This window comes from Nocardia sp. IBHARD005 (assembly GCF_052814245.1).
The window spans coordinates 4994837-5020744 of record NZ_CP199935.1 but is presented as its reverse complement, the minus strand read 5'-3'; the positions used below and the strand labels follow the sequence as shown (position 1 = coordinate 5020744).

28 protein-coding genes are annotated in these 25908 nt (G+C 67.6%); 17 read left to right on the top strand and 11 right to left on the bottom strand.

Annotation, left to right across the window (positions count from 1 at the left end; genetic code table 11):
* The first annotated feature begins 5 nt into the window (after window positions 1-5).
* The 6 genes from ACTWPB_RS23690 to ACTWPB_RS23665 are packed head-to-tail and all read left to right on the top strand — an operon-like array spanning window position 6 to window position 5096.
* Entirely contained in the window at window positions 6-869 is an 864-nt protein-coding gene (locus tag ACTWPB_RS23690; protein WP_446222747.1) for a HalD/BesD family halogenase, read from the top strand.
* Between the two features lie 12 nt (window positions 870-881).
* Window positions 882-1697, top strand: a complete 816-nt coding sequence (locus ACTWPB_RS23685) for a class I SAM-dependent methyltransferase (protein ID WP_446222746.1) — start codon at window positions 882-884, stop codon at window positions 1695-1697.
* 9 nt (window positions 1698-1706) lie between these two features.
* Window positions 1707-3527 (top strand): choline/carnitine O-acyltransferase, encoded by a 1821-nt coding sequence (locus ACTWPB_RS23680; RefSeq protein ID WP_446222745.1) that lies wholly within the window; start codon window positions 1707-1709, stop codon window positions 3525-3527.
* A gap of 55 nt (window positions 3528-3582) precedes the next feature.
* Window positions 3583-3864 carry a phosphoribosyl-ATP diphosphatase gene (locus ACTWPB_RS23675; RefSeq protein WP_174562637.1) on the top strand — a complete coding sequence of 94 codons (282 nt, stop codon included), beginning with the start codon at window positions 3583-3585 and terminating at the stop codon, window positions 3862-3864.
* 57 nt (window positions 3865-3921) lie between these two features.
* Window positions 3922-4773: an ATP phosphoribosyltransferase gene (hisG, locus tag ACTWPB_RS23670; protein ID WP_446222744.1), complete on the top strand. Its 852-nt coding sequence runs from the start codon at window positions 3922-3924 to the stop codon at window positions 4771-4773.
* Between the two features lie 26 nt (window positions 4774-4799).
* Window positions 4800-5096 carry a hypothetical protein gene (locus ACTWPB_RS23665; RefSeq protein ID WP_446222743.1) on the top strand — a complete coding sequence of 99 codons (297 nt, stop codon included), beginning with the start codon at window positions 4800-4802 and terminating at the stop codon, window positions 5094-5096.
* 2 nt (window positions 5097-5098) lie between these two features.
* Here the strand turns inward: ACTWPB_RS23665 and ACTWPB_RS23660 are convergent, their stop codons facing one another.
* On the bottom strand, window positions 5099-5449 hold the full coding sequence (locus ACTWPB_RS23660; RefSeq protein ID WP_446222742.1) for an alpha/beta fold hydrolase: 351 nt from the start codon (window positions 5447-5449) through the stop codon (window positions 5099-5101).
* Window positions 5450-5579: 130 nt separating this feature from the next.
* Here ACTWPB_RS23660 and ACTWPB_RS23655 point away from each other — a divergent pair, with 130 nt between their 5' ends.
* A complete protein-coding gene (locus ACTWPB_RS23655; RefSeq protein ID WP_446222741.1) occupies window positions 5580-5705 on the top strand; it encodes a hypothetical protein in 126 nt (41 codons plus the stop codon).
* Window positions 5706-5726: 21 nt separating this feature from the next.
* Here ACTWPB_RS23655 and ACTWPB_RS23650 read toward each other — a convergent pair whose 3' ends face one another.
* On the bottom strand, window positions 5727-6626 hold the full coding sequence (locus ACTWPB_RS23650; RefSeq protein WP_446222740.1) for a RecB family exonuclease: 900 nt from the start codon (window positions 6624-6626) through the stop codon (window positions 5727-5729).
* Window positions 6627-6947: 321 nt separating this feature from the next.
* On the opposite strand from ACTWPB_RS23650, the gene ACTWPB_RS23645 reads away from it, so the two are divergent.
* Entirely contained in the window at window positions 6948-7781 is an 834-nt protein-coding gene (locus ACTWPB_RS23645) for a tRNA (adenine-N1)-methyltransferase (RefSeq protein WP_446222739.1), read from the top strand.
* A 1-nt stretch (window position 7782) separates the two neighbouring features.
* Here the strand turns inward: ACTWPB_RS23645 and ACTWPB_RS23640 are convergent, their stop codons facing one another.
* The gene (locus tag ACTWPB_RS23640) at window positions 7783-9063 is read right to left on the bottom strand and encodes an acyltransferase family protein (RefSeq protein WP_446222738.1); all 1281 of its coding nucleotides are present in this window, start codon (window positions 9061-9063) and stop codon (window positions 7783-7785) included.
* A 307-nt stretch (window positions 9064-9370) separates the two neighbouring features.
* Entirely contained in the window at window positions 9371-9901 is a 531-nt protein-coding gene (locus tag ACTWPB_RS23635; protein WP_446222737.1) for a hypothetical protein, read from the bottom strand.
* A gap of 187 nt (window positions 9902-10088) precedes the next feature.
* On the opposite strand from ACTWPB_RS23635, the gene arc reads away from it, so the two are divergent.
* Entirely contained in the window at window positions 10089-11849 is a 1761-nt protein-coding gene (arc, locus tag ACTWPB_RS23630) for a proteasome ATPase (protein ID WP_266290003.1), read from the top strand.
* Between the two features lie 299 nt (window positions 11850-12148).
* On the opposite strand, the gene ACTWPB_RS23625 is transcribed toward arc, so the two are convergent.
* The 3 genes from ACTWPB_RS23625 to ACTWPB_RS23615 form a co-directional block, all read right to left on the bottom strand.
* Window positions 12149-12829 carry a peptidylprolyl isomerase gene (locus ACTWPB_RS23625; RefSeq protein ID WP_446222736.1) on the bottom strand — a complete coding sequence of 227 codons (681 nt, stop codon included), beginning with the start codon at window positions 12827-12829 and terminating at the stop codon, window positions 12149-12151.
* A gap of 267 nt (window positions 12830-13096) precedes the next feature.
* On the bottom strand, window positions 13097-13999 hold the full coding sequence (locus tag ACTWPB_RS23620; protein WP_446222735.1) for a methyltransferase: 903 nt from the start codon (window positions 13997-13999) through the stop codon (window positions 13097-13099).
* 279 nt (window positions 14000-14278) lie between these two features.
* A complete protein-coding gene (locus ACTWPB_RS23615) occupies window positions 14279-15676 on the bottom strand; it encodes an aminotransferase class I/II-fold pyridoxal phosphate-dependent enzyme (protein ID WP_446222734.1) in 1398 nt (465 codons plus the stop codon).
* A gap of 122 nt (window positions 15677-15798) precedes the next feature.
* Between ACTWPB_RS23615 and ACTWPB_RS23610 the strand changes: the two genes are divergently transcribed.
* The 7 genes from ACTWPB_RS23610 (at window position 15799) to ACTWPB_RS23580 (ending at window position 22970) form a co-directional block, all read left to right on the top strand.
* Window positions 15799-16638, top strand: coding sequence for a nitrilase-related carbon-nitrogen hydrolase (locus ACTWPB_RS23610; protein WP_446222733.1), 840 nt, complete (start codon window positions 15799-15801; stop codon window positions 16636-16638).
* The gene (gene hydA, locus ACTWPB_RS23605; protein ID WP_446222732.1) at window positions 16638-18056 is read left to right on the top strand and encodes a dihydropyrimidinase; all 1419 of its coding nucleotides are present in this window, start codon (window positions 16638-16640) and stop codon (window positions 18054-18056) included. The genes ACTWPB_RS23610 and hydA overlap by 1 nt, the downstream gene beginning before the upstream one ends.
* Before the next feature lie 27 nt (window positions 18057-18083).
* Window positions 18084-19127 (top strand): TIGR03842 family LLM class F420-dependent oxidoreductase, encoded by a 1044-nt coding sequence (locus ACTWPB_RS23600; RefSeq protein ID WP_446222731.1) that lies wholly within the window; start codon window positions 18084-18086, stop codon window positions 19125-19127.
* A 103-nt stretch (window positions 19128-19230) separates the two neighbouring features.
* On the top strand, window positions 19231-20175 hold the full coding sequence (locus ACTWPB_RS23595; RefSeq protein ID WP_446222730.1) for an ABC transporter permease: 945 nt from the start codon (window positions 19231-19233) through the stop codon (window positions 20173-20175).
* Window positions 20176-20222: 47 nt separating this feature from the next.
* Window positions 20223-21053, top strand: coding sequence for an ABC transporter ATP-binding protein (locus tag ACTWPB_RS23590; RefSeq protein ID WP_446222729.1), 831 nt, complete (start codon window positions 20223-20225; stop codon window positions 21051-21053).
* Window positions 21050-21814 carry an ABC transporter permease gene (locus tag ACTWPB_RS23585; RefSeq protein WP_446222728.1) on the top strand — a complete coding sequence of 255 codons (765 nt, stop codon included), beginning with the start codon at window positions 21050-21052 and terminating at the stop codon, window positions 21812-21814. The genes ACTWPB_RS23590 and ACTWPB_RS23585 overlap by 4 nt, the downstream gene beginning before the upstream one ends.
* A gap of 13 nt (window positions 21815-21827) precedes the next feature.
* A complete protein-coding gene (locus ACTWPB_RS23580; protein WP_446222727.1) occupies window positions 21828-22970 on the top strand; it encodes an ABC transporter substrate-binding protein in 1143 nt (380 codons plus the stop codon).
* A gap of 52 nt (window positions 22971-23022) precedes the next feature.
* On the opposite strand, the gene ACTWPB_RS23575 is transcribed toward ACTWPB_RS23580, so the two are convergent.
* Window positions 23023-23526: a nitroreductase/quinone reductase family protein gene (locus ACTWPB_RS23575; RefSeq protein ID WP_446222726.1), complete on the bottom strand. Its 504-nt coding sequence runs from the start codon at window positions 23524-23526 to the stop codon at window positions 23023-23025.
* A 57-nt stretch (window positions 23527-23583) separates the two neighbouring features.
* Between ACTWPB_RS23575 and ACTWPB_RS23570 the strand changes: the two genes are divergently transcribed.
* Window positions 23584-23952: an arsenate reductase family protein gene (locus ACTWPB_RS23570; protein ID WP_446222725.1), complete on the top strand. Its 369-nt coding sequence runs from the start codon at window positions 23584-23586 to the stop codon at window positions 23950-23952.
* Between the two features lie 4 nt (window positions 23953-23956).
* Here ACTWPB_RS23570 and ACTWPB_RS23565 read toward each other — a convergent pair whose 3' ends face one another.
* The 3 genes from ACTWPB_RS23565 to ACTWPB_RS23555 form a co-directional block, all read right to left on the bottom strand.
* Complete coding sequence (locus ACTWPB_RS23565) at window positions 23957-24508, bottom strand: NUDIX hydrolase (RefSeq protein ID WP_446222724.1); 552 nt, start codon at window positions 24506-24508, stop codon at window positions 23957-23959.
* A gap of 119 nt (window positions 24509-24627) precedes the next feature.
* Window positions 24628-25512, bottom strand: coding sequence for a membrane protein insertase YidC (gene yidC, locus ACTWPB_RS23560; RefSeq protein WP_446222723.1), 885 nt, complete (start codon window positions 25510-25512; stop codon window positions 24628-24630).
* 94 nt (window positions 25513-25606) lie between these two features.
* Window positions 25607-25906, bottom strand: coding sequence for a DUF6412 domain-containing protein (locus ACTWPB_RS23555; protein WP_446222722.1), 300 nt, complete (start codon window positions 25904-25906; stop codon window positions 25607-25609).
* Between the last annotated feature and the right edge of the window lie 2 nt (window positions 25907-25908).

The window sequence follows — 25908 nt, the reverse complement described above, 5'->3', positions numbered from 1 at the left end:
GGTACATGACGGGCACGCGGGGGCTTGACGAAATCGTCGACATCGCACGGTATCCACTCACCGATCTCGGTGGTTCAGGCAGGCAGGCGGCCATCGACGCGGCCCGCGCCGAGCTCGCCGAGGACGGCTGTACGGTGCTGCGCGAGTTCATCCGGCCGCAGCTGCTCGACACGCTCCGCGCCGAGGGGGAGGCGATCGCGCCGCACGCGCACTACAAGGTGGAGCGGGTCAACGCCTACAACATTCCCCTCGACGCCGACCTGCCCGCCGACCATCCGGCGCGGATCGTGCTCGACCGCGGCAATGCCTTCGTGGCCCGCGATCGCATCCCCGCCGAAGCGCTGATCCAGCGTCTCTACACCGATCCGGTGTTCCAGCGGTTCGTCGCCGAGTGCTTCGAACTCGACGATCTGCACGAATTCGCCGACCCCCTGGCGGGTTTGTGCCTGAACGTGGTCGAGCCGGGGATGTCGCATCCGTGGCATTTCGACACCAACGAATTCACCGTGAGCATGCTCACCCGCAAGCCCGACGCCGGCGGTGTGTTCGAGTACTGCCCCAATATCCGCGACCCGCACGCCGAGCACCTCGACGACGTGCGCGACGTGCTCACCGGCGACGGCACCCGGCTCATCCGCGCGCTGGAACTGCGCCCCGGCGATCTCCAGCTGTTCAAGGGCCGCTTCTCCCTGCATCGCGTCACCGAAGTAGCCGGTGTGGGCCAACGACATTCGGCGATTTTCGCCTACACGGACCGACCAGGGGTGATCGGCACGGTCGAACGCACCAGGCAGTTGTTCGGCCGTGTCCTGCCCGACCATGTGGCCGCCGCGGCCGACGCCGTCCGAGGTGACCGACTGCTCGACTGAGAGGAACCGCCCATGTCCGTTCCGTTGCACACCACCGGCAAAGCATCCTTCGACGACATCTACGAAAGTCCCGATCCACGTGCGTATTTCGCGCGTATGAACGAGCTGGACTACCGGATCCCGGAACTGGCAAAGCCGCACTTCGCCGAACAGCTGCGCCAGCTGCGGGCCGCTGCGCCGGACCGGATCCCGACGGTCCTCGACCTCGGGTGCTCCTACGGGGTGAACGCGGCACTGCTGCGCAGCGACACCACCGTCGACGAATTGGCCGGGCACTACCGCGATCACGCCGACACCGACAAGATCGGGCTGATCGCGGCGGACCGGGAGCGGTTGCGCGCCGATCTGATGCCCGACGTACGCTTCATCGGGATGGACGCCGCACGCCCGGCGCTGACGTACGCCCACGCCGCCGGACTCCTGCACGACTACGTGCACGCCGACCTCGAGGCCACCGAGCCCACCGAGGCGCAGCGCCGTGTGCTCGCCTCCGCCGATCTGGTGATCTCCACCGGATGCGTCGGCTACATCACCGAGAAAACCCTGTCCAGGGTCGCCCAAGCCGATCCGCGCAAGCGACCGTGGATGGCACATTTCGTGTTGCGGATGTTCGATTTCGGTCCCATCGCCGAGGAACTGGCCGCGCTCGGCTATCGCAGCGAGCAGCGTCCCGGTATGTTCCAGCAGCGGAGGTTCGCCTCGGCGCAGGAACGCGAACAGGTGCTGGATGCGTTGGCGGCCAAGGGAATCGACACCACCGACCATGAGGCCGAAGGCTGGCTCTACGCCAACCTGTTCCTGTCCCGCCCGCATCCCATCGAGACCTGAGGACTTGGATTGAACCAACCCACGTTCGCCGCCGAAGACACGCTGCCCCGGGTACCGCTGCCGACACTGGACGACAGTTGCGCGCGGTTCCTGCAGTGGTGTCAGCCCCTGCTCGGCGCCGAGGAATACGCCACCACCGAGGGCGCGGTAGCCGAGCTGCTGCGCCCCGGTGGGGCGGGGCGCGCCCTGCATGCCGCGCTGGCCGAATACGACGCCACCCCTGGCGTCGGCAGCTGGCTCGACGAATTCTGGCCGTCACGGTATCTGGGCCGTCGGGACCGGATCGCGTTGAACGCCAACTTCGTTTTCCTGTTCCGTGACGACACGCCTCTGGCGGTGTCGACCGTCGCCGGGCAGACCGAGCGGGCAGCCGCGATCATCGGGGCGGCAGTCGACTACAAGCTGGCGCTGGACGCGGAGAAGATCGCGCCGGTCACCCAGCGCGGGCAGGCGCTGTCGATGTGGCAGAACAAGTACCTGTTCTCCGAGACCCGGATTCCGGGCGAGATCCAGGACAGTGTTCGCAAGCCCTACAGCCCGGAATGGCCCGGGCCCTCCGATGCGCGTCATATCGCGGTCTTCTACCGCGGCAACATCTTCCGGATGGACGTCATCGGCGGCGACGGCGCGCCGTACGCGTTCGAGGACGTGGTCGACGGACTGCGCGCGGTGATCAAGGGTGGCACCAAACCCGCCGCGACCGACACCTCGGTCGGGCATCTCACCACGAAAGCCCGTGCGGCATGGGCGCGCAGCCGGGAGGTGCTGCGCACCGAGCCCGCCAACGTCGAGGCGTTCGACGCGGTGGAGACGGCGTTGTTCTCGGTGTGCCTGGAGGACTTCGCGCCCCGCGACGAACTGCACGCCTGCGACCAGCTGCTCCACGGTGACAGCGGCAACCGCTACTTCGACAAGTCGGTGTCGTTCATCGTCTTCGCCGACGGTCAGGCCGGCATCAATATCGAGCACTGCGGCCTCGACGGCACCACCGTGCTGTCGTTCGTCGACGCGCTGCTCGAACGGAGTTCCCAGGAACACACGGCCACCAGCGGGGCGCAATCGCAGGGACTGCCCTCGGTGGAGCCGATCGAGTTCGTGCTCGACTCGGCCGCGCGCGCCGACATCGCCGCGGCGGGTGCCGACTTCGCCCGCTTCGCCGCCGATACGGCCACCTCGCTGGTGTCCTTCGACGACTTCGGGACCGGCGAGGCCAAGAAGCTCGCCATCTCACCCGATGCCTTCGCTCAGCTCAGCTACCAGCTCGCCCACCGGCGCAGCAAGGGGCTCACGGGCGCGACCTACGAATCCATCGCCACCCGGCAGTTCCGCAACGGCCGCACCGAGGCCATGCGTGTGGTGACCCCGGAGATGGTGGCGTTCGTCGACGCGATGGTGTCACCGGACGCAGACGCCGAGACCAAGCTGGCCGCGGCGCGTACCGCCGCGTCCGCCCATGTCGCGCGGGCCAAGGAATGCCAAGCCGGGCAGGCGCCCGAGCAGCACCTGTGGGAACTGGAATGGATCCAGCGCCGTCGCGGCGCACAGCTCGGCGTCGCCGATGAGCGGATCGCGCTGTTCGACAGCCCCGGCTGGACGATCATGCGCGACGACTACCTGTCGACCAGTTCGGCCCCGTCGAAGTACATCCGCTACTTCGGTTTCGGCTCGACCAGCCCGCGCTGCATCGGCATCGCCTACGTGCTGCTGCCGGACCGGTGGAACATCTACCTGGCCACCCCGAAGTCGGTGTCGGACCAGATGTATGCCTTCGCCGATCACCTGCGCACGGCCGTAGCCGACCTGCGCGAACTGCTGTCCGGACCGGCGTGATCGTTTCCCGGCGTGCCGCACCGCGCGGTGCGCCGGGAAAACCGCTGGGTCGGGTATGAAACAATCTCTACTCGTGAAGAACTTCGAATCCCTGTTCGCCGAGCTGACCGAGCGTGCCCAGACCCGTCCCGAGGGCTCTGGCACCGTGGCCGCGCTGGACGCAGGCGTTCATTTTCAGGGTAAGAAGGTTCTGGAGGAGGCCGGCGAGATCTGGCTGGCCGCCGAGCACGAGAGCGACGAAGCGCTCGCCGAGGAGATCTCCCAGCTGCTGTACTGGGTCCAGGTGATGATGCTGGGTCGTGGGCTGAAGCTCGAGGACGTGTACCGGCATCTGTGACGGCTGATCCGTCCCGATCGACACGTTTCTCACTTCCCCCGAAAGGACCCCATTCCCATGTTGCGCGTCGCAGTTCCCAACAAGGGTTCGCTGTCGGAAGCCGCCGTCTCGTTCCTGAGCGAGGCCGGTTACCGCAAACGCACCGACTCCCGCGAGCTGACCGTCCTCGACCTCGCGAATCAGGTCGAGTTCTTCTTCCTGCGTCCCAAGGACATCGCCATCTACGTCGGCTCCGGCGAGCTCGACCTCGGCATCACCGGCCGGGACCTGGCCCTGGATTCCGGATCCCCGGTCAGTGAGCGGCTGTCGCTCGGCTTCGGCCGCTCCAGCTTCCGCTACGCGGCCCCCGCCGGCGAGGACTGGAAGGTCGAGGATCTGGCGGGCAAGCGCATCGCCACCTCCTACCCGAACCTGGTCCGCGCCGACCTCGCCCGCTTCGGCATCGAGGCCGAGGTGATCCGCCTCGACGGTGCGGTCGAGATCTCGATCCAGCTCGGTGTCGCCGATGCCATCGCCGACGTCGTCGGCTCCGGCCGCACCCTGCGTCAGCACAACCTGGTCGCGTTCGGCGAGTCCCTGTGCGACTCCGAAGGCGTCCTCATCGAACGCACCGGTTCCGACCGCGACGACCGCGCCCGCAACCAGCTCATCAACCGCATCCAGGGCGTCGTGTTCGCCCAGCAGTACCTGATGCTCGACTACGACTGCCCCAAGTCGCTCTTCGATCAGGCCGTCGCCATCACCCCCGGCCTGGAATCGCCGACCGTCTCCCCGCTGACCGACCCCGACTGGGTCGCCGTCCGCGCTCTCGTCCCCCGCAAGCAGGGCAACGAACTGATGGACCGCCTCGCCGACCTCGGCGCCAAGGCCATCCTCGCCACCGACATCCGCTCCTGCCGAGCCTTCTGAGCCGTTCCGCCCGAGGCCCTTCACCTGTGTTCGCCCAGGCGGAGGGCTTTCGTGCTCTCGGCGGCCGCGCCTACTTCGCGGAGAGACCTTCGAGCGCCTCCCGCACGAAACACAGGATCGGAGAGGTAGTCGCCTTCGGTTCGATGCCGCCGATGGGCATCCCGCCGCGGGTAGGCTGGATCGCAGATCAGTCCGGACAATCGATGATCGAGGCGATCATGTCGAACAAGAACGAGCAGGAAGAGAAGATCGAGAAGGAGCAGGTCGAGCGCGAAGAAGAACGCCGCCGCCTGCAAGAAGAAGAGGACCGTCGCCTGCAGTAGACCTAGTCTTGGTCGCCCGCGCGCGTGACGAAGTGCGCGACGAGAGCGATGAGTTCGTCAGGCTTCTCCACCAGCGGGCTGTGGCCGGAACCCGCGATCACCCGGGCTGTCAGCCCGGCTTCGGCGAATCGAGCCACATTGTTCGCGGTCGGGGCCAGCACATCGTGCTCACCCCAGATCACCAGGACCGGCTCGCCCAGCGTCGCGAGACGGTCGGCTACAGCGCGCTCGTCGTTGAGCTCGACGGCCGCCGTCGAACGACAGACTCCGCGATGGGTGAGCCGTTCGAGCGACCGATGTGCCAGTGTCGGTACGGAATAGTCCTCGGCGAACGCGGTCCCGGTAACGCGCACTGAACCCACCCCTGAACTCGACCGAACCTCGAACATCACGCAGCCTATCGTGCGGTCGGCACCGAGATCCGCTCAGGCTGAACGCAATCGGTGTGCCCCCGCGATTCCGTTGCTACCTTGCGTTTTCTCGATGAGGAACAGCAAGGAACCAGGTACGCAGGTCGTTGATGACGCGGTCTCCGGATCGGCGGTGGTGGTGAATCTTGCTGTCGGCATTGGTCTTTCGGTGCTGCTGTTCCGCGACTTCGCCGTGTGATGTGCCCGGCGTCGATCGTGGTCACACGTCTTCGGGGAGGCGCTCTGTCACCAAGTCGGCAGGAATCGCGACCTGGACGGGCCAACCCGGGTAGGGCGGCGGTGTGCCGCCGAACTCGGGACACAAGGGTTTGAAGTCGCAGAACTTGCACATCGAGTTGCGCGTCGGCGGGAAGTCCCCGGTCTTGCCCGCGTCGATGATGGCTTGCCAGAGCGCGGTGAGAATGCGCTGGAAGCGATCCAGTTCCTCCCGTTCGGGTGTGTAGGTGAGGATGTTCTTGTCGGCCAGATAGATCAGGCGCAGTTGGGCCGGGACGATGTCGCGGGTGCGCAGGATCATCAGCGCGTAGAACTTGAGCTGGAACAGCGCGCGCGCTTCGTGCATCGGACCGGGCGAGCGACCGGTTTTGTAGTCGACAACGCGCAGCAGGCCATTGGGCGCCACGTCGATCCGGTCGACGAAACCGCGCAGTGGAATATCGCCGTCGAGCTCGACCTCGACGCGTTCCTCCAGCGCGTGTGGCTCGAATCGCCGCGGGTCCTCGAGCTCGTAATAGCTCGCGACCAGCTTTCGCACCTCGTCGAACAGTGCCTCCGGCCCGCCCTCGGCGACGAGCTCGTCCACCCCGTCACGCTCGGTGCGTACCCGCTCCCAAGCCCCCGGTACCAACTCGGCCGCCCGCTCCGGCTGACGCTCGCCCGCGGGCAACCCGAACAGGTCTTCCAGAACCGCGTGCACCACGGTCCCGCGCACCGCGGCCCGCGACGGCGGCTCCGGCACCCGATCGATGGCCCGCAGCCGGTACTTCAACGGACACTGCTTGAAATCGCTTGCCCGCGAAGGCGACAACGCCGGACGCGACCGATGCACCGGCGCGTCGGTGGTGTCATCGGTCAGGGGCACGGACAACGGCACGGACATATTTCGCAGGTTAACCGCAGCCACCGACACGATCGCGGTGGCCGTGGGATCGGCGCCGGCGCGGATACCAGCGACCGGCGCGGAATTCGGGATTGTGGGCTGGCTCTGCCAGTATCGCGGCAGGCAACTGGTGTTCCGGGTGGGACGGTCTTGGCCCGGTGATCAGGGCTGCTCGGGCAAATCTCAGGATGAGACCCATGCGGCGGCGCGCGAGCAGCAACGGGTTCTGGCTGCCGCGATGTAGCTCGGACCGGTCACCCTGTTCGGGCCGGGGCCGTCGGACCTGGCAGGCTGGTCACTCCAACGGAGAACGGAGATACATTGACGGCCAGACGAACGGGCCCATTCGCTATCGGGGACCGCGTGCAGCTGACCGACGGCAAAGGACGCCTCTTCACCGTGGTGCTCGAGGAGGGTAAGGAATTCCATACCCATCGCGGCGGCATCAAGCACGACGACCTCATCGGCAACGACGAGGGCACCGTCGTGAAGTCGGTCAACGGCACCCCGTATCTGGCTCTTCGCCCGCTACTGACCGACTATGTGCTGTCGATGCCGCGCGGCGCGGCGGTGATCTACCCCAAGGACGCCGCCCAGATCGTGCACGAGGGTGATGTGTTCCCGGGTGCGCGGGTGCTGGAAGCCGGCGCCGGTTCCGGCGCGCTGACCTGCTCGCTGTTGCGCGCGGTCGGGCCGGCGGGCGAGGTGATCTCCTACGAGATCCGCGACGACCACGCCGAACACGCCGTCCGCAATGTGGAGACCTTCTTCGGCGAGCGCCCGCCGAACTGGTCGATCACCATCGCCGACGTGGCACAGTACGAGGGCCCGCAGGTCGACCGTGTCGTGCTCGACATGCTCGCGCCCTGGGACGCGTTGCCCGCGGTGTCGAAGGCACTGGTTCCCGGTGGTGTGCTGGTGGTCTACGTCGCCACCGTCACGCAGCTGTCCAAGGTGGTCGAGGCGCTGCGTGAGCAGGAATGCTGGACCGAACCGCGTTCGTGGGAGTCGATGGTGCGTGGCTGGCACGTCGTCGGGCTGGCCGTGCGCCCGGAGCATCGCATGCAGGGTCATACCGCGTTCCTGGTGAGCGCGCGGCGCCTGGCCGAGGGCACCGTCACGCCCAAGCCCCAGCGGCGTCCGTCCAAGGGCTGATCTACCCACGGGTGAGCAGGCGGGCGGCGAGCAGTGCCGCCGCCGCGCCTGCGAACCAGGTCCAACCGTCCACGGTGAGGCCCCAGCGGGTGGCCTGCAGGATCGCGAGCCCGGCCGCGATCACGGCGAGCACGGTGGCCGCCGAGCGGACACCGCGCACCGCGGCAACCGGACCGTCCCACCAGGGCAACGCAGTGTTCTCCAGGCCGCGCAGGGCGAGGAACAAGGCGCCGGTGAGTGCGGCGGTCGCGGTGAGCTGCACCGCCGTGAGCAGCCAGAACCCGGGCTCGGTGGGTGCGGTGCGGTCGACGCCCGCCACGTGGCTGAGCACGAGCACGGTGAGCAGGGCGGGCATGTGCCACAGGTAGAGCGTCATGGCGCCGGTGTTGCCGATGACCGTCAGCCACCAGACCCGCGGGCGCGCGGCGAGACGGCGCAGCCAGGGCGCCACGGCTACGGCGGCGCAGCACAGCACCACCGCGTGCCCGGCAAGGAGCAGCGAGGGTGGCGCCAGGTTCGACAGTCGCTGGCCCGGCACGGTCACCATGCTCGTTTCGTACGGTCCGACCAGAACCAGCAGCACATCGGCCGTCAAGGCGACGCAGGCGAGCTCCGCCGCGGTCCGCCGCGACAGCAGACCGCGCAGATATCCGATCCCGAGCACCGCGGGCACCAGCCAGACGATCACATTCAGATAGCCGAGCTCCATCGGCCCACCGGTGAGCCGCACCGCGTCGATCACCGCCGTGGCGACCACGATCACCGCGACCACGGCGAACATCCGGCGACCACTGGTGACCTGCGCCGCCAGCAACGGCACGCACGCCAGCACCGCAAGATACATCCCGAGAAACCACAGCAGCTGCACGCTCGTCACGGCGAGCGGACGCTGCCATCCCGGTGCGAGCACGCGAGCGGCCACCACCAGCAGCACCGCCGAGGCGCCGACGAAATACCCGAGCGGTCGCACCAGGCGCTGGGTGCGCCGGAATAGCCAAGCGCCCCACGATGTCCCAGGTCCAAGGCCGCGCGCACCCGCCGCCACGCCCGCGAAGAAGAACAACGGGAGTACCTGCAGAACCCAGGTGAGCGGCTGCAGCATCGGTAGGTCGGCGAGCACGTTGCCGAACTGCACCCCGGTGTCCGACACCGTCACGGTCAGCATCAGGCAGTGGCCCGCGACGACCACCACCAGCGACGAGATGCGCAGCAGGTCCAGGAACCGATCACGATCGGCCGGGGTGTTCGCGGCGACCACCGCGACACTGGGCACAACACTCATGACACCGACGATCGCAGAATTCGCGCCGCGAACACAGTGCGGAACTACCCCGGCCACCTGCGTGGAACTACTCGAGAGCGAGGGTGCGGGCTTGGGTATCCAACCGGTGAACCGTCGGCAGGCAAGGGAATTCGCCGGTGACCGCGTATTCCTCGGTTGCCGGAGTGCCCTCGGTCGTTTCCCGTGATGGGCAGCAGCGGCGAGTGAGGTCTCACGTCCGCATGAGTGATCTTGGTGCCTGCGCGCCTCGCAGAGCGACCGCACGGCCCCGGTGGTACTCGCGGACCATCCGGGCGGTGCCGAACGATCAGGCGGGCGTGCAGGGGGCCTGCGCGAAGCCGAGCAGCAGGCAGCCGCTGGCGTCGGAGAGCTTCCACGTACCTGCCTCGCGCTGCCAGGTGATCGGGAACGAGGGCGCGGTGCCGTGCGGCGAGGTGATGATCACATCGGCGGTGGCGGTGTCACCGCTGGTCACGACGTTGTCGACGGCGAAAGTCAGGGTGTAGCCGGCCAGCATGCCGTTCATCTGATCGATGTTGGCCTTGCGCGAATCGCCGTTGACGATCAGTTTCGCCTTGTCGTCGGTGGACAGTCCGGGATCGGCGAACTTGATCAGCGTCGCCTTCAGGGAATCGGCGGTGGGGGCCGCGGCGTTGTCACCCGAAGGTGCCGGGGTTGCCGAAAGGCTGGACGGAGCGGCCGCGATACTGGTACTGCTCGTGGTGGCATTCGTCGAGGAATCGTCGGAGTCGCCGCAACCGGTCAGTCCGACGGTGACGGCGAGCGCCGTCGCAGCGGTGGCGACGATGACGCGGATCGTGCGGGGAGGAAGGAGCATGTTCAGCAACCTTTCGACTCGTTCGGCGAGTGCCCCGTACGGGGTGTTAGGGGAGCCTAACAGGTGCGAATGTGTAGTTGATGTCGTACCGACCGTACAAGATGTGATCACGACGAAACCATGTCGGAAAGCGAGAACGGACCGCGCCCGGTAGCGTTGAAAGACCGGGACTGGGAGGAGCAGCATCATGAGCCCCAACGAGAATTCGGATTCGGCGGCCTGGCGAGAGCTCGAGGCGGTACGCGCCGAGTCGGCTGCTCTTCGCAGGCAACTCGCCGATTCGCCGGATCGCGCACGCGAATTGGAAGCCAGGATCGATTCGCTGACCATCCGCAACGGCAAGTTGATGGACACGCTCAAAGAAGCGCGCCAACAGCTGATCGCGTTGCGTGAGGAAGTCGATCGCCTCGGCCAGCCGCCGAGCGGCTACGGCATCGTCATCCATGCGTACGAGGATCAGACGGTCGACGTCTTCACCTCCGGTCGCAAGATGCGCCTCACCTGCTCGCCCAATATCGACGCTGACGCACTGGAATACGGCCAGACCGTGCGCCTCAACGAGGCACTCACCGTCGTAGAGGCGGGCAATTTCGACGCCATCGGCGAAATCGGCACGCTGCGTGAGATTCTCGACGACGGCAGGCGCGCCCTCGTGGTCGGCCACGCCGACGAAGAGCGGGTGGTGTGGCTGTCGGGTCCGTTGTCCAAGATCGCCGAATACGACGACATGGCAGACCCCGATCAGCCGATTCGCAAACTGCGGCCAGGTGATTCGCTGCTGGTCGACACCAAGGCGGGCTTCGCGTTCGAGCGGGTTCCCAAGGCCGAGGTCGAAGACCTTGTGCTGGAAGAGGTTCCCGACGTCGACTACACCGACATCGGTGGTCTCGGCCGCCAGATCGAGCAGATCCGCGATGCGGTGGAACTGCCGTTCCTGCACAAGGATCTGTTCCGTGAGTACGCGCTTCGCCCGCCCAAGGGTGTGCTGCTCTACGGTCCGCCCGGGTGCGGTAAGACGCTGATCGCCAAGGCGGTGGCCAACTCCCTCGCCAAGAAGATCGCCGAATCGCGTGGTCAGGATGCCAAGGAAGCCAAGTCGTTCTTCCTCAACATCAAGGGCCCCGAGCTGCTCAACAAGTTCGTCGGCGAGACCGAGCGCCACATTCGCATCATCTTCCAGCGGGCGCGGGAGAAGGCCTCCGAGGGCACCCCGGTGATCGTGTTCTTCGACGAGATGGACTCGATCTTCCGCACCCGCGGCTCCGGTGTGTCCTCCGATGTGGAGACCACCGTTGTGCCGCAGCTGCTTTCGGAGATCGACGGAGTGGAGGGGCTCGAGAACGTCATCGTGATCGGTGCGTCCAACCGCGAGGACATGATCGACCCCGCGATCCTGCGGCCCGGTCGTCTCGATGTGAAGATCAAGATCGAGCGCCCCGACGCGGAATCGGCGCAGGACATCTTCTCGAAGTACCTCACCGAGACGCTGCCGCTGCACGAGAGCGATCTGCGCGAGTTCGACGGCGACAAGCAGGCGTGTGTCGAGGCGATGATCGAGAAGGTCGTCGAGCGGATGTACGCCGAGAGCGACGACAACCGGTTCCTGGAGGTCACCTACGCCAACGGTGACAAGGAAGTCCTGTACTTCAAGGACTTCAACTCCGGCGCGATGATCCAGAACATCGTCGACCGGGCGAAGAAGTACGCGATCAAATCGGTACTCGACACGGGTAACCCGGGTCTGCGGATCCAGCACCTGTTCGATTCGATCGTCGACGAGTTCGCCGAGAACGAGGACCTGCCCAACACCACCAATCCCGATGACTGGGCGCGGATCTCGGGCAAGAAGGGCGAGCGGATCGTCTACATCCGCACGCTCGTCACCGGCAAGAACGCCTCGGCCAGCCGCGCGATCGACACCGAGTCGAACACGGGTCAGTACCTCTAGTCACGATCCACGAAGGCCGCGTCCCGGCGGGGGCGCGGCCTCCGTGGTTTCCGTTCATATTTTTTCACCGAAACGCTGCGCGACGGGAAGTGAATAGGGCACGCTTCACTTGTTCGTTTCACCTGATGAGGACTTACGAGGAGCGTTGTCATGGCCGGTTCCGCCGCTGAATTGCTGACCGAAATCATCCTGCAGACCATCCAGAACCTGTTCAGTTCGATCAGCGCCGGCTGATCCAGCAGCTCTGCGACGAGGGCCGCGTCTTTCCGAACTCCGGAGACGCGGCCCTCGGCCGTTGATCAGCCCTGTGCGGTGGTCACCGCGTTGAAGACCACGTCGGCCACGGGCGTGCCGTCGGCGCCGCCGCCCGCCACGCCTGCGCCTGCGACATTGGTGAGCGCGTCCAGGCCCTCGGTGATCGTGCCGAAGGGTGTGTAGTTCGGCGGCAGCTGGGTGTCGCGGTAGACCAGGAAGAACTGGCTACCGTTGGTGCCGGGGCCGGCGTTGGCCATCGCGACGGTACCCGCCGGGTAGACCGCGCCCGCGAGATTCTCGTCGCTGAACTTGTAGCCGGGGCCGCCCATGCCGGTGGCGGTGGGGTCGCCGCACTGGAGCACGAAGATGCCCTGGGTGGTGAGCCGGTGGCAGCGGGTGTGGTCGAAGTAGCCCTCGCCGGCGAGGAAGGCGAACGAGTTCACCGTGCGCGGGGCCGCGGCGGCATCGAGCGCGATCGTGACTGTGCCGCAGGTGGTTTCGAGGGTGGCGGAGTGGCTCGCGGCGGTGTCGATGGTGAGCGCGGGTTCGATGGGCCACTGCTTGCCGTTGGGCTGACCCGCCGCGGCCGGTGTGCAGCCGGGGATCACGGCCTGATGCCGAGGGACGGTCTGCGCGGCGGGGGCCAGCGCCACGAGGGCGGCCGCGGCGATACCGACGCCGACGAGTGCGCGAATGAACGGTCGGTCCTGCGAAATGCTGGTCACCTTGGCGGGATCTCCTCGAAAACGGGTGCTGCCGGACGATGTACCGCGCATCCTGCCAGCCGCACCGGCCCGCGTGGGGACAGACCACCAGATCCGGACCGCTGGTCCTGTGATCGACACGCAACGATCATCTTTCGGGCGGGCCGACGGCCTGACGACCGGCGTCGGCGGAAGATTCTTCGAAGAAATCCGGGAGGTGTTGCCGGATCGGTGCGGTGGTGTTCGTAGCGGACGTGAGGCCCCCTACCCGGGGCGGCGCTGGAAGAGCTAGCGCGCCCGCAGGCGCCACAGCGTGGTCGTCTCGGCGGTGCGGGCCGCGGCGAGGGGGTCGTCGCGATCGGTGGCTCGCGGATGGCGCGCACGGGTGGTGAGCTTGCCGAGCACGTGCAGGCCCGCCTCGTCGAGCAGGCGCGGGATGTAGTCGGCCGGGCGCAGGCCGAGCAGTTCGGCGAGGTCGGACAGCACCAGCCAGCCCTCGCCGTGAGGGGTGAGGTGCGCGCGCAGATCGCGGGCGAACTCGGTGAGCATCGACTGATCCTGGTCGTAGACACCGCGTTCCAGGTCCGAGGTGGGGACACCCGGTAGCCAGGGTGGGTTGCACACCACGAGATCGGCCCGGCCGGGCGGGTAGAGGGCGGGGCCGGTCACGGCGATCACCTTCGCGAGGCCGAGGCGTTCGGCGTTGTCCTTCGCGCAGCGCAGGGCCCGTGGATTGATATCGGTGGCGACGATCTCGGGGACCCCGCGCTTGGCGAGCAGAGCGGCCAGCACACCGGTACCGGTGCCGAGATCGAAAGCGGTGCGGACCTCGGGATCGAGCGGTGCGTCGGCGACAAGATCCACGTATTCGCTTCGGGTGGGCGAGAATACGCCGTACCCGGGGAAGACGCGGGCGCCGAGCGCCGGTACCTCGACACCCTGTTGCTGCCAGCGGTAGGCGCTCAGGACGCCGAGCAGTTCGGTGAAGGTGACGACGCGTGATCCGGCCGCCGGACCATAGGCCGCCTCGCAGGCGGCCGCGACGTCGGGCGCACGGCGCAGGCCGAGGTCGAAGTCGGCGTCGAGCTGGATCAGCAGACTGCCGAGAATGCTTGCGCGCGTGCGTCTTCTGACTCGCTCGTGCTCGTAGAGCGCGCCGAGACCGCCGATGGGCGGCTTCTTGGCGGGCATCCGGTCGGCGCGCCGGCCAAGGGCCTGCAACAGCTGGCGGCCGTTGTTGTAGTCGCCCTGCCACAGCAGCGCCTCACCCGCCCTGATGCGGCGGTACGCGTGATCGGCCGAGAGCCGGTCGTCGGCGGTGGTGACGGTGCGCGGCGCGGGCGCGCCGTTCTCCGAATGCCAGACGGCGGTCTGCTGACTGTGGTCTTCGGTCCATTCGATGGTGGACAGTGGGCTCTCCCGGTGATCGGCAGTGGTCCATTCTGCCGCATCGGCGGATGACGGCGCAGGTCAGGTCCGGCGGATGCGCCGGTAGGTGGGCTCCGCGGTGGTGGCGGCGGCCAGCTCGGCGGCGAGCCAGGGTAGGTCCGTGGTGGCATCGAGGGCGCCGAGGGTCAGGCGCAGGTGGTCGCGGGCCGGGTTCGGACCCACCTCGAACGGGCCGCCGGGCGCGGCCTTGATGCCTGCCGCGGCGAGGCTGATCATGGCGGCGTTCTCGTCGGAGACCGGGAGCCAGACATTGATGCCGTCGCCCGCGGCCACGATCACCTCGTGGCGGGCCAGCGCACGGCGCACAACGGTAGCGCGCCTGCGGTATTCCAGGCGCGCACCCGCGACGGTGGCGCGGGCGTCGGGATCGTGCAGCATCGTCAGCAGCACGCGCTGTAGTAGTCGGCTGGACCACCCAGGCCCGAGCATCCGGCGTTCGACCACCGGATCGAGCAGCGCCGCGGGCCCACCCGCGACGGCCAGGCGCAGATCGGCACCGTGGGACTTGGAGTAGGAGCGGATGTAGACACCGCGATCGGGGAAGTGCGCGGCGAGCGAGCGCAGCGGGGTGGTGGCGATGCCGGCGGAGTGGTCGTCCTCGATGATCAGCGCCGGGTGCGGGCCGAGTAACGCGGCCAGTTCGCGGACTCTGGCGGCGCCGAGGGAGGCGCCGGTCGGGTTGTTGGCGCGCGGCTGCAGGATCACCGCGCGCGGCGCCGGTCCGTCGAAGGCGCGCGCGAATTCCTCAGGCCGGAAACCGGATTCGTCGAGGCGGACGGGGACCGGGCGCGCGCCGAGGCGGGCGAGCAGATCGAGAAACGGTGGGAAGCACGGGTCCTCGACGATCACCGGATCACCGAAGCGCACGTGTGCGGCGAGCAGCCGGTCCACCGCGTCGAGGGCGCCGTCGAGGACGGTCAGCCGTTCGCACGGCCACGGCCAGTCGGCGCGCAGCGTCTCGGCGAGCGCGGGCAGCACCGCCTCGCCGAGATAGTGGGCCGACAGATCGCCTGGCGCGGTATCGCGCGAGAGCGCGTGCAATGCGGCAGCGAGGTCGGGCAGGAGCGCCGGATCGGGGGTGCCGCGGGACAGGTCGACGCGAAAAGCGTTGTCGGAGTGCGAGTGCAGGCGCTGATACCGGCCGATCGGCGCCTCCTGCTTCGCCCCGACGAAGGTGCCAGCCCGTCCGCGCGCGGTGATCGCGCCGGTCGCGGCCAGCGCCCGCCACGCCTGGCTGACGGTGGCGGGGGAGACCCGTAGTTCACGGGCCACCTCGCGCACGGTGGGCAGCCGGGTGCCCGGCGCGAGTGTTCCCGAGCGGATGCGGCGCCCGATGGCGGCGGCGATCCCGGCGGCGGTTCGTTCGTCGAGGTCCCCGGCGAAGTCCGCGAGCAGTGCGGTCGGCGAGGCTTCGGTCATGTGCCCATTCTGCGCCGGTCGTGCGCGGCCGATCGGGGGCGCCGCCAAGGTTTACGGCACCGAAACTGTTTCCGCACTCTTGTAACACAACGGAATCAGTTGTAGGTGCAGTATAACAAAGCATGGGAATCGTCAGAGCGGCGCTCGTCCAGACCACCTGGACCGGTGACAAAGAATCAATGATCAAGGTCCACGAGGACTACGCACGGGAGGCGGCGGCGCAGGGCGCGCAGGTGATCTGCTTCCAGGAGTTGTTCTACGGCCCGTATTTCTGCCAGCTACAGGACGCCAAGTTCTACGAGTACGCCGAATCGGTGCCGGGCCCGACGACCGAGCGATTCGCCGCACTGGCCGCCGAACTGAACCTGGTGATCGTGCTACCGGTATACGAGCGCGAGATGGACGGGCTGCTCTACAACACGGCGGCGGTGATCGACGCCGACGGTTCCTACCTGGGCAAATACCGTAAACACCACATCCCGCAAGTGACCGGTTTCTGGGAGAAGTTCTACTTCCGCCCGGGCAACCTCGGGTGGCCGGTATTCGACACCGCGGTCGGCAAGGTAGGCGTCTATATCTGTTACGACCGCCATTTCCCGGAGGGCTGGCGGGCGCTCGGCCTCGCGGGCGCGGAAATCGTGTTCAATCCGTCGGCGACGTCGAGGGGGCTTTCCAGTTATCTGTGGAAACTCGAGCAGCCCGCCTCGGCGGTGGCCAACGAGTATTACGTCGGCGCGATCAACCGAGTCGGTATCGAGAGCGAATACGGCGACGACGACTTCTACGGTACGAGCTATTTCGTCGACCCCGAGGGGAAGTTCGTCGGCGAGGTCGCCTCCGATACCTCGCCGGAATTGGTTGTTCGTGATCTTGATATGGATCTGATCAAAATAGTGCGCGAGCGATGGGCTTTCTATCGCGACCGTCGCCCGGATGCCTACGGACCGTTGGTGAACCCCTGATGCGTACCTTCATCCACGGCGGGACGGTGGTGAGCGCCACCGGGTCCCAGCTGCTCGACGTACTGATCGAGAACGACACGATTGTCGCTGTCCTGCAACCGGGTTCGACCGCGCTCGGTGCCGATCTCGCCGCCGCCGCCGACACGGTGATCGACGCGACCGGCAAGTACGTGATCCCCGGCGGCGTCGATGGGCACACGCACATGCAGCTGCCGTTCGGCGGCACCGAGGCCAGTGACACCTTCGAAACCGGAACACGGGCCGCGGCCTGGGGCGGCACCACCACGATCGTCGACTTCGCCGTGCAGAAACCGGGCCAGCGGGTGCAGGACACCCTCGCCGAATGGCACGCCAAGGCCGCTGGGCAGTGCGCGATCGACTACGGGTTCCACCAGATCATCGGCGATGTCAACGACGAATCCCTGAAGGGGATGAGCGAACTCGTCAGCGAAGGCGTCACCAGCTTCAAGCTGTTCATGGCCTACCCGGGTGTCTTCTACTCCGACGACGGCCAGATTCTGCGCGCCATGCAGTCCGCGGGCGACCTCGGCGCGCTGATGATGATGCACGCGGAGAACGGCATCGCCATCGACGTCCTCGTCGAACAGTCGCTCGCGCGCGGTGACACCTCGCCCTACTTCCACGGCACCAGCCGCCCGTGGCAGATGGAAGAAGAAGCCACCCATCGCGCGATCATGTTGGCGCAGTTGACCGGTGCCCCGCTGTACGTGGTGCACGTATCGGCCAAGCAGGCAATGGAACAAATCGTGACAGCGCGCGACAACGGGCACAACGTCTTCGCTGAGACCTGCCCGCAGTACCTGTATCTCTCGCTCGAAGAACAGTTGGGCACACCAGGTTTCGAGGGCGCCAAGTGGGTCTGCTCGACGCCGCTGCGCTCGCGCGCCGAGGGTCATCAAGACGAGCTGTGGCGCTTCATCCGCACCGGTGATGTCACCGCGGTGAGCACCGACCACTGCCCGTTCTGCATGAAAGACCAGAAAGAGCTCGGCGTGGGCGATTTCAGCAAGATCCCGAACGGGATCGGCGGTGTCGAGCACCGGATGGACCTGCTGTTCCAGGGCGTCAAGGACGGGCGGATCTCCCTCGAACGGTGGGTGGAGGTCTGCTGCACCAACCCGGCCCGGATGTTCGGGATGTATCCGCGCAAGGGCGTGATCAGTCCGGGCGCCGATGCCGATGTGGTGATCTACGACCCCGACGGGCACACCAGCATCGGCCTCGGCAAGACCCACCACATGAACATGGACCACTCCGCGTGGGAGGGCTTCGAGATCGACGGACACGTCGATACGGTCCTGTCCCGCGGCCGGGTGATCGTCGACGACGGCGCCTACCACGGTCGCGCCGGGCACGGCCGGTTCGTCCGGCGCGGCCTGTCACAGAACCTGCTGTAGAACCAACTGCCGAAACGGAGAGTGCCGATGGACATCGGAGTCGTCCTGCAGTGCACACCACCCTCGTCGCGGGTGATCGAACTGGCCAGACTGGCCGAGACCCACGGGTTCTCGCATGTGTGGACCTTCGACTCGCACCTGCTCTGGCAGGAGCCCTATGTGATCTACAGCCAGATCCTGGCGGCGACCCGGAAGATGATCGTGGGCCCGATGGTCACCAACCCGGCCACCCGGGACCAGACAGTGACCGCGTCCACCTTCGCCACGCTCAACGAGATGTTCGGCAACCGCACGATCTGCGGCATCGGGCGCGGCGACTCGGCGGTCCGCACGCTCGGCGGCAAGCCGACGACGTTGGCCACCCTGCGCGAAGCGGTCGAGGTGATCAGAGAACTCGGCAACGGCCGCAGCGCCCGCGTCGGCGACGCGGAGTTGCGGTTTCCGTGGGCCGCCGATTCGCGGCTCGAGGTGTGGGTCGCCGGATACGGGCCGAAGGCCCTCGAGCTCACCGGGCAGGTCGCCGACGGGTTCATCCTGCAACTCGCCGACCCCGACATCACCGCCTGGACCATTTCCCAGGTGCGTGCCGCGGCCGAGGCGGCAGGCCGTGACCCGCTGTCGGTGAAGATCTGTGTCGCCGCGCCCGCCTATGTCACCGATGGATCGCAGAGCGGACTGGAACACGCCCGTGACCAGTGTCGCTGGTTCGGCGGCATGGTCGGTAACCACGTGGCCGACATCGTCGCGAAATACGGTGCGGGCGGCGATGTTCCGGCGGCGCTGACCGACTACATCGCCGGCAGGCAGGGCTACGACTACAACCAGCACGGGCGCGCGGGCAATACGCATGCCGATTTCGTGCCCGACGAGATCGTGGACCGGTTCTGCCTGATCGGGACCCCCGACGAACAGCTCGCCCGGTTGTGGGAGCTCGAGAAGCTCGGCGTCGGCCAATTCGCGGTGTATCTGCAGCACGACGCCAAAACGGCCACGCTCGAGGCCTATGGCGAGCAGATTCTGCCGCGACTGCATCAGCAGGTCACCGCGATTCAAGCGGCCGGTCTGTCATGAGCGCCGATCTCGCGCTGGGGTGGGCGTGGAACACCGGCGCGCGCGGGACAGCCGCGACGCTCGCCGGGCAACGGCGGGTGGACCGCGGGGTGGGAGTGCGTCGGTGACCACGGTAACCATCGATCCGGCGACAGCTGTTGTCCCGCAAAAGATCCGAGCTTCCACTCCTGGCCGGACCCGGTTGCTGCGCGCGGTCTACGCGGTGAGCGCGTTCGTGCTCGTGGCGGTGATCTGGGAGCTGGTGAAGGTGCTGGTTCCCGCCGACGGCGTGAGCATCGCGGGCACCCGAGTACTTCCGCGCACCAGCGACGGCGCCCTGCCACACGTGTGGGCCGTGGTCACCGTGCTCGGTGAGGTGGACGGCAAAGGCACCGTCGGTGAAACACTGTTGCGCACAGGGATGTTCACGCTGGGGCTGTCGTTGCTGGCGCTGGTGCTCGGGGCGGTGGTCGGCGTGGCACTGGCGGTCGCGATGCAGCGATTCGGCTGGCTCGAACGCGGACTGCTGCCGTATGTTGTTCTCTCGCAGACAGTTCCGCTGATCGCGCTCGCACCGCTGGTGGCGGCATGGGGCGGCAAACTGTCCATCGGCGGTGAGCCGTGGCGGCCGTGGATGAGCATCGTCGTGATCGCGGCCTACCTCGCCTTCTTCCCCATCGCGATCGGGATGCTGCGCGGATTGCAGACACCGTCGGCGGCCTCGGTCGAGCTGATGCGTAGTTGCTCGGCCGGATGGTGGGCGACGCTGACGCGCTTGCGGTTTCCCGCTGCCGTTCCCGCACTCGTTCCCGCACTACGGCTGGCCGCCGCGGCCGCGGTGATCGGTGCGGTCGTCGCCGAGATTTCCACCGGCACCGCGGGTGGGATCGGACGGCAGATCATCGTGTTCTCCCAGCAGGCCACCGGCGATTCGGCCCGGCTCTACGCCGCCGTCTTCGCCGCCGCGCTACTCGGGGTCGTCCTCACCGCGCTGGTCGGTCTGGTGGAGCTGGCGCTGCGCCGCTACAGCCACCCGCCGGGCACCGGCGCGTCGAGCGAGGGCCGATGAGCGTCGCCGAAACACTCTCCACGACAACGTTTCAGGAAGAAGTACCCATGACCACCTCAGTCACCGAACCCGACAGTCCGGTATCGCCGGTCTCGGCCGCGGTCGAGCTGAGCCACCTCGGCAAGACCTTCGCCGCCGGTTCGGTGACGGCGCTGTCCGATGTCTCGCTCACCGTCGCGCCGGGCGAATTCGTCTCGCTCATTGGACCTTCCGGCTGCGGCAAGTCCACCCTGCTGCGGATCGTGGCCGACCTGGAGACCCCGAGCGAGGGCACTGTCACCGTGCACGGCAAGCCCGCGCGGCAGGCCCGGCTCGACCAGGACTACGGCATCGCGTTCCAGCAGGCCGGTCTGCTCGAATGGCGCACAGTCGCAGCCAATGTCGAGCTGCCCCTGGAATTGCACAAGGTGCCGAAGGCACAGCGCAAGGCACGCAGCGCCGAACTGCTCGCGATGGCCGGGCTCAGCGAGTTCGCCGACCGGTATCCGGCTGAACTGTCCGGTGGCATGCAGCAACGCGTCGCGATCGCCCGCGCGCTGGCCCGCAAACCGTCGCTGCTGCTGATGGACGAACCGTTCGGTGCGCTCGACGAGATGACCAGAGAACGCATGCAGGGCGAGTTGCTGCGCATCGCGGGGGAGACCGGCGCCGCGGTGGTGTTCGTCACCCACTCGATTCCCGAGGCGGTGTACCTGTCGGACCGGGTGGTGGTGCTGTCGGCGCGACCAGGCCGGATCAGCGACATCGTGCCGACCGGTGGCTGGGATCGTGAGGCGGGCACCGACGTTCGCGCTTCCACCGAGTTCTTCGCCGCGGTCGCCGCCGTGCGCGCGGCGCTGCGCGGCGACACGGCCGTGGCCGGACGGGATCTGCGATGAAGACCTGGCTGCCACCGCTACTGGTCGGTGTCGTCGTCCTCGCGCTGTGGCAGGTGCTCACCGTGGTGGGGGGCGTGCCCGCGTTCCTGCTGCCCGCGCCCAGCGCGATCGCCACCCAGTTCGGCGAGAACGCGGGCCGGATCCTCGACGCCTCCCTCGCCACCGGCACGAACGCGCTGATCGGGTTCGTCGCCGGGACGGTGCTCGGCGTGGCCGCCGCCGTTCTCGCGGTGCGGTTCGCACTGATCGACGGGTTGCTCACCCCGTTGGCCGCGGCCGCCGCCGCGGTGCCGATCGTGGCGCTGGCACCGCTGCTGAACTCGATGTACTCGACGACCACCGAGACGCCGCGACGGCTCGTCGTCACCATCGTCGTGTTCTTCCCGGTCTTCGTCAGCACCGCGCGCGGGCTGCGCCAGGTACCCACGGTGCAGGCCGACCTGATGAGCTCCTACGCCGCGTCGGGGTGGCAGATCACCCGCACGGTGCGCCTGCCCGCCGCGCTGCCGCACCTGTTCACGGGTTTGCGGATCGCCGCGCCCGGCGCGGTGATCGCCGCCATCATCGCCGAATACTTCGGCGGCCTGCAGAACGGGCTCGGTAGCCGGATCACCTCCGCCGCGGCCAATACCGCCTATCCGCGGGCCTGGGCCTATGTCGTCGGCGCGATGTGTGTCGGCCTGGTGTTCCTGGCCGCGGTGTTGCTGCTCGAACAACTCACCCGCCGACCCCGAACCCCGCTGCTGTCCACGATCCGATGAGGGAGATCCATCCATGAGCAAGACCGCACTCCGGCTGCGCACCGCGGTGGCGCTGGCCGCCGTAGCCGCCGCCGCGCTGACCGGCTGTAGCACCACCGACAGTGGCTCCGAGACCACCGCCGACGGCCTCACCAAGGTGACCTTGCAGCTGCAATGGTTCAAGCAGGGACAGTTCGCGGGCTACCTGGCCGCGGTGGACCAGGGGTTCTACAAGAAACAGGGCCTGTCGGTCGAGATCCTCGACGGCGGCACCGACATCGTGCCGCAGACGGTGCTCGCCCAGGGGCAGGCCGACTACGCGGTCGCGTGGGTGCCCAAGGCTCTCGCCTCGCGCGAGGCAGGCGCCGGTATCACCGAGATCGCGCAGATCTTCCAGAAATCGGGCACCAAGCAGGTGTCGTTCAAGGCCGACAATATCGCCGGGCCCGCCGCGCTGCGCGGCAAAACCGTCGGAAACTGGGGCTACGGCAACGAATTCGAGCTCTTCGCCGGGATGACGAAGGCCGGTATCGACCCGGCCAAGGACGTGAAACTGGTCCAGCAGCAGTTCGACATGAACGCCTTCCTCGCCAAGGACATCGCCGCCGCCCAGGCCATGTCCTACAACGAGTACGCCCAGCTGCTCGAGACCAAGAACCCGGCGACCGGAAAGCTCTACACCGCAGACGATTTCAGCACCATCGACTGGAACGACGAAGGTGTGGCCATGCTGCAGGACGCCCTGTGGGCCAACACCGAGAAGCTGAAGGACAGCAAGTACCAGGATCAGACGGTCAAGTTCCTGACCGCCTCGCTCGAGGGCTGGGCCTTCTGCCGTGACAATCTCGACAAGTGCCGCGACATCACCGTCGCGGCAGGCGCCACCCTCGGCGCGGGACACCAGCAGTGGCAGATCAACGAGGTGAACAAGCTGATCTGGCCCTCACCCGCGGGCATCGGCACCATCGACAAGACCGCGTGGGATCGCACGGTGTCGATCGCCAGGAACACCAAGAACGCCGAGGGCGCAACGGTTCTCACCAAGGATCCCGACTCCGACGCCTACACCACCGAGTACGTCACCAAGGCGCTCGACCAGTTGACAGCCGCGGGCGTGGACGTCACGGGCGTGAGCTACCAGCCCGCGCAGGTCACCCCGACCGAGGGCGGCAAGTAACAGCACCCGCTCACGACGGTCCATCGGGATTCCGATGGGCCCTCGCGTGTGCTCAGCGCGGGGTCAGCCCGATGACGACGCCGCCCTGCTGCCAGGTCTGGTAGATGTCGGCCTTGGACGGTTCGCCGTCGGCGAGGTAACCGATGCCGTTGAATTTCGCGTTCTGCTTGTTGTCGCGCGCGATCACCGCGAACAGTTCGAGGACGTCCTGCTCGTCGGTGTACACCGTGGCGGTGAAGGTTTCGGGCGCGCCGCCACGCGACACACGCACGTGCGCGCCGCCCTGCAGATTCTTCACCCAGGGGTGCAGCGCGGTGCCGATCAGCAAAGCGCCGTCGTGCACGATGTAGGCCACCGGGACGTCGTAGACCACGCCGGATTTGCGGCCGACGACGTGCAGGGTGGCCAGATGTTTGCCGAGGATGCCGGACAGGAACGGCACCTTCAGCAGGCCGCGGATGAGGGTATTGACCTTGGCCTGATAGGAGCGGATCGGTTCCGGCCCGGTGGTGGTCGGTGTGCCGTAGGGATTCTCGGGGGATGCGGAGTCGCTCATGATTCAAGTATCGCCACGTGCGGTGGTGCCCGCACGGCACCTGACTACGCTGCCGATATGACATCTGGGCAGACCGAGATCTGGCACAACCCGCGCTGCACGAAGAGCCGCAATGCCACCGCGCACCTCGACGCGACCGGGGTGGAGTACACCGTGCGCCGCTACCTCGACGATCCGCCGACGGTCGAGGAATTGCGGGCAGTGCTGGCTCGGCTCGGCGCCGAGCCTTGGGATATCACCCGCACCGGCGAGCCGATCGCCAAGGACCTCGGGATGGCGGGCTGGGGTCGCGCCGCGGCGGATCGGGAACAGTGGCTGACCGCGCTGGCCCAGCATCCGAAACTGATCCAGCGGCCGATCGTGCTCACCGCCGACGGTGGCGCGGTGGTGGCCCGCGACGAGGAAACACTGCGCAGCCTGGATTGATGAGTCAGCGTCGGTCGCCGTCGTCTCCGGTGAGCAGGCCGTCAAGGACGACCCGCGTGTCGGGGACGAAGGGCCACGCCGGATCACGCAGGTGCGCGCGCAGTTCGGCATCGGTCCACCACCAGCCGTCCGCGATCTCGGATGGCTGGTGGACGATCGGCCCGTCGCAGCGGTACTCGTAACTGAACAGGTGGCAACGCAAAGCACGCCCCGCCCAGTCGCCGTCCCAGGACGCGGTGGCGCGCAACGGAAGTACCGTGCCGACGGGGACAACGATGCCGAGTTCCTCGCGGAGTTCGCGGATCGCGGTGTCGGACGGGTGCTCACCCGCGTCGACCACGCCGCCCGCGAGGCAGTCGTGCATGCCCGCGAAGACGAGTTTGCTGTCGGTGCGGCGATGGACGTACACCCGATTGCCGTCGGCCGACCGGACGAGCACACCCGCGCTGGCGTGCCACAGTCCCTCGCGATAGACGGTGCCTCGATCGGCCTGGCCGATCACCAGCCCCTCGGCGTCGTAGACGGCGAGCAGTTCGGCCTCCGGATTCGCTGACACCGCCCGAGGGTAGCCGCCGGGGGCGCTGACAGGCGCGCGGTAACCGGCCGCGAGTGCGGGTGCGGCACCGGTCCCTAGCGAGCTGGTCCGTCCCGCACCCCGGCGCCGGAGCCTCCGATTCACCGTTTCCGGCGCTGTGGCTTCACCCCCGGTCGCGGTGCGGAGGCGCGGGCCGCCGTGGTGACCAGCGCCTTCTTCGCGGATTCCTCGGCGGCGAGTGTGCGGCGGATCAGGTACTGCTGGCCGCAGGTCCACAGGGCATTGGTGGCGAAATAGGTGAGTACGACGACCGGCAGGATGGCACCGCCTATGAGCGCACCCGCCGGGAACACCCACAGCGACAGGTTGCGCATGATCGTGGCGGTGCTGTTGTCCCCGACCGGCGGGGTGAGTCGGGCCGTGAAGTGCGTGGCGAGGGCGGCGATCAGCACTAGCGGGATGGCCAGGACGGCGACCGCGACGAAGACCTCGCCCGCGCCGCTGAGGGTCGCCGAGAGCGGCGCGCCGAACAGCCGGGCATCGAGGAACGCGCGGACCTCGGGAGCGCCGAACAGGTAGTTCGCGGTGACGTTGTTGACCTCGACCGGCAGTGGGCTGTCTGTCGACGTGAACGGGCCGACGGCGTAGGTGCCGGTTCGGTCGAACGAGCGCAGTACGTGGAACAGGCCGAGGAAGACAAGTCCCTGGGCGATCAGCGGGACGAATCCGGCGAACATGCTGACGTTGTGCTCGCGATGAAGTAGCCGGATCTTCTCGGCTTGGGCGCGCGGGTCGTCGCGATGGGTGCGGCGGATGGTGTCCAGCTGCGGTTGTAGCGAACGCAGGACTTGCTGGGACCGGGCTTGCCGGAGGGCGGTGCGCACGAGCAGCGCGCGGACGGTGACGACCAGCGCGACGACGGCGAGTAGCCAAGCGATACCGCTGGCGGGGCCGAGTGCGATCGCGAACAGCTGGTGCCAACACCACAGGACCGCGGACACGGGAAAATAGACGAAATCGAGCATGACGGGACGACCTGTCCTTGAAGCGTGCGCGAACGCACGAATGGGGGAGTGGGATCACGAAATCCGACAGGCGGCGCCGATGACGCGGCACCTGTCAGTGGTGATCGATCCCCGGAGCTCGTGGACGTGGACGACCGGCGGAATCCGGATTGCTCTGTCGCAGAAAGGAACCGCGCAAACGGCGCTGCGCCGACCGCGGTGGACCCGCACACGCGACCCGAACGGGCAGGTGGCTGCGGCTGGTGACAGCGACCAGCGCGCACACCATCGCGGCGGCGACAGCGCCGAACGCGAGCATGCGCGTGGCCTCGCCGCCGGGCGTGGAGATGAGCACGAAGGCGGGCAGCACGCACGCGAGAACCGCGTACGCCATCACCATTGCCCGTGCCTGCATGC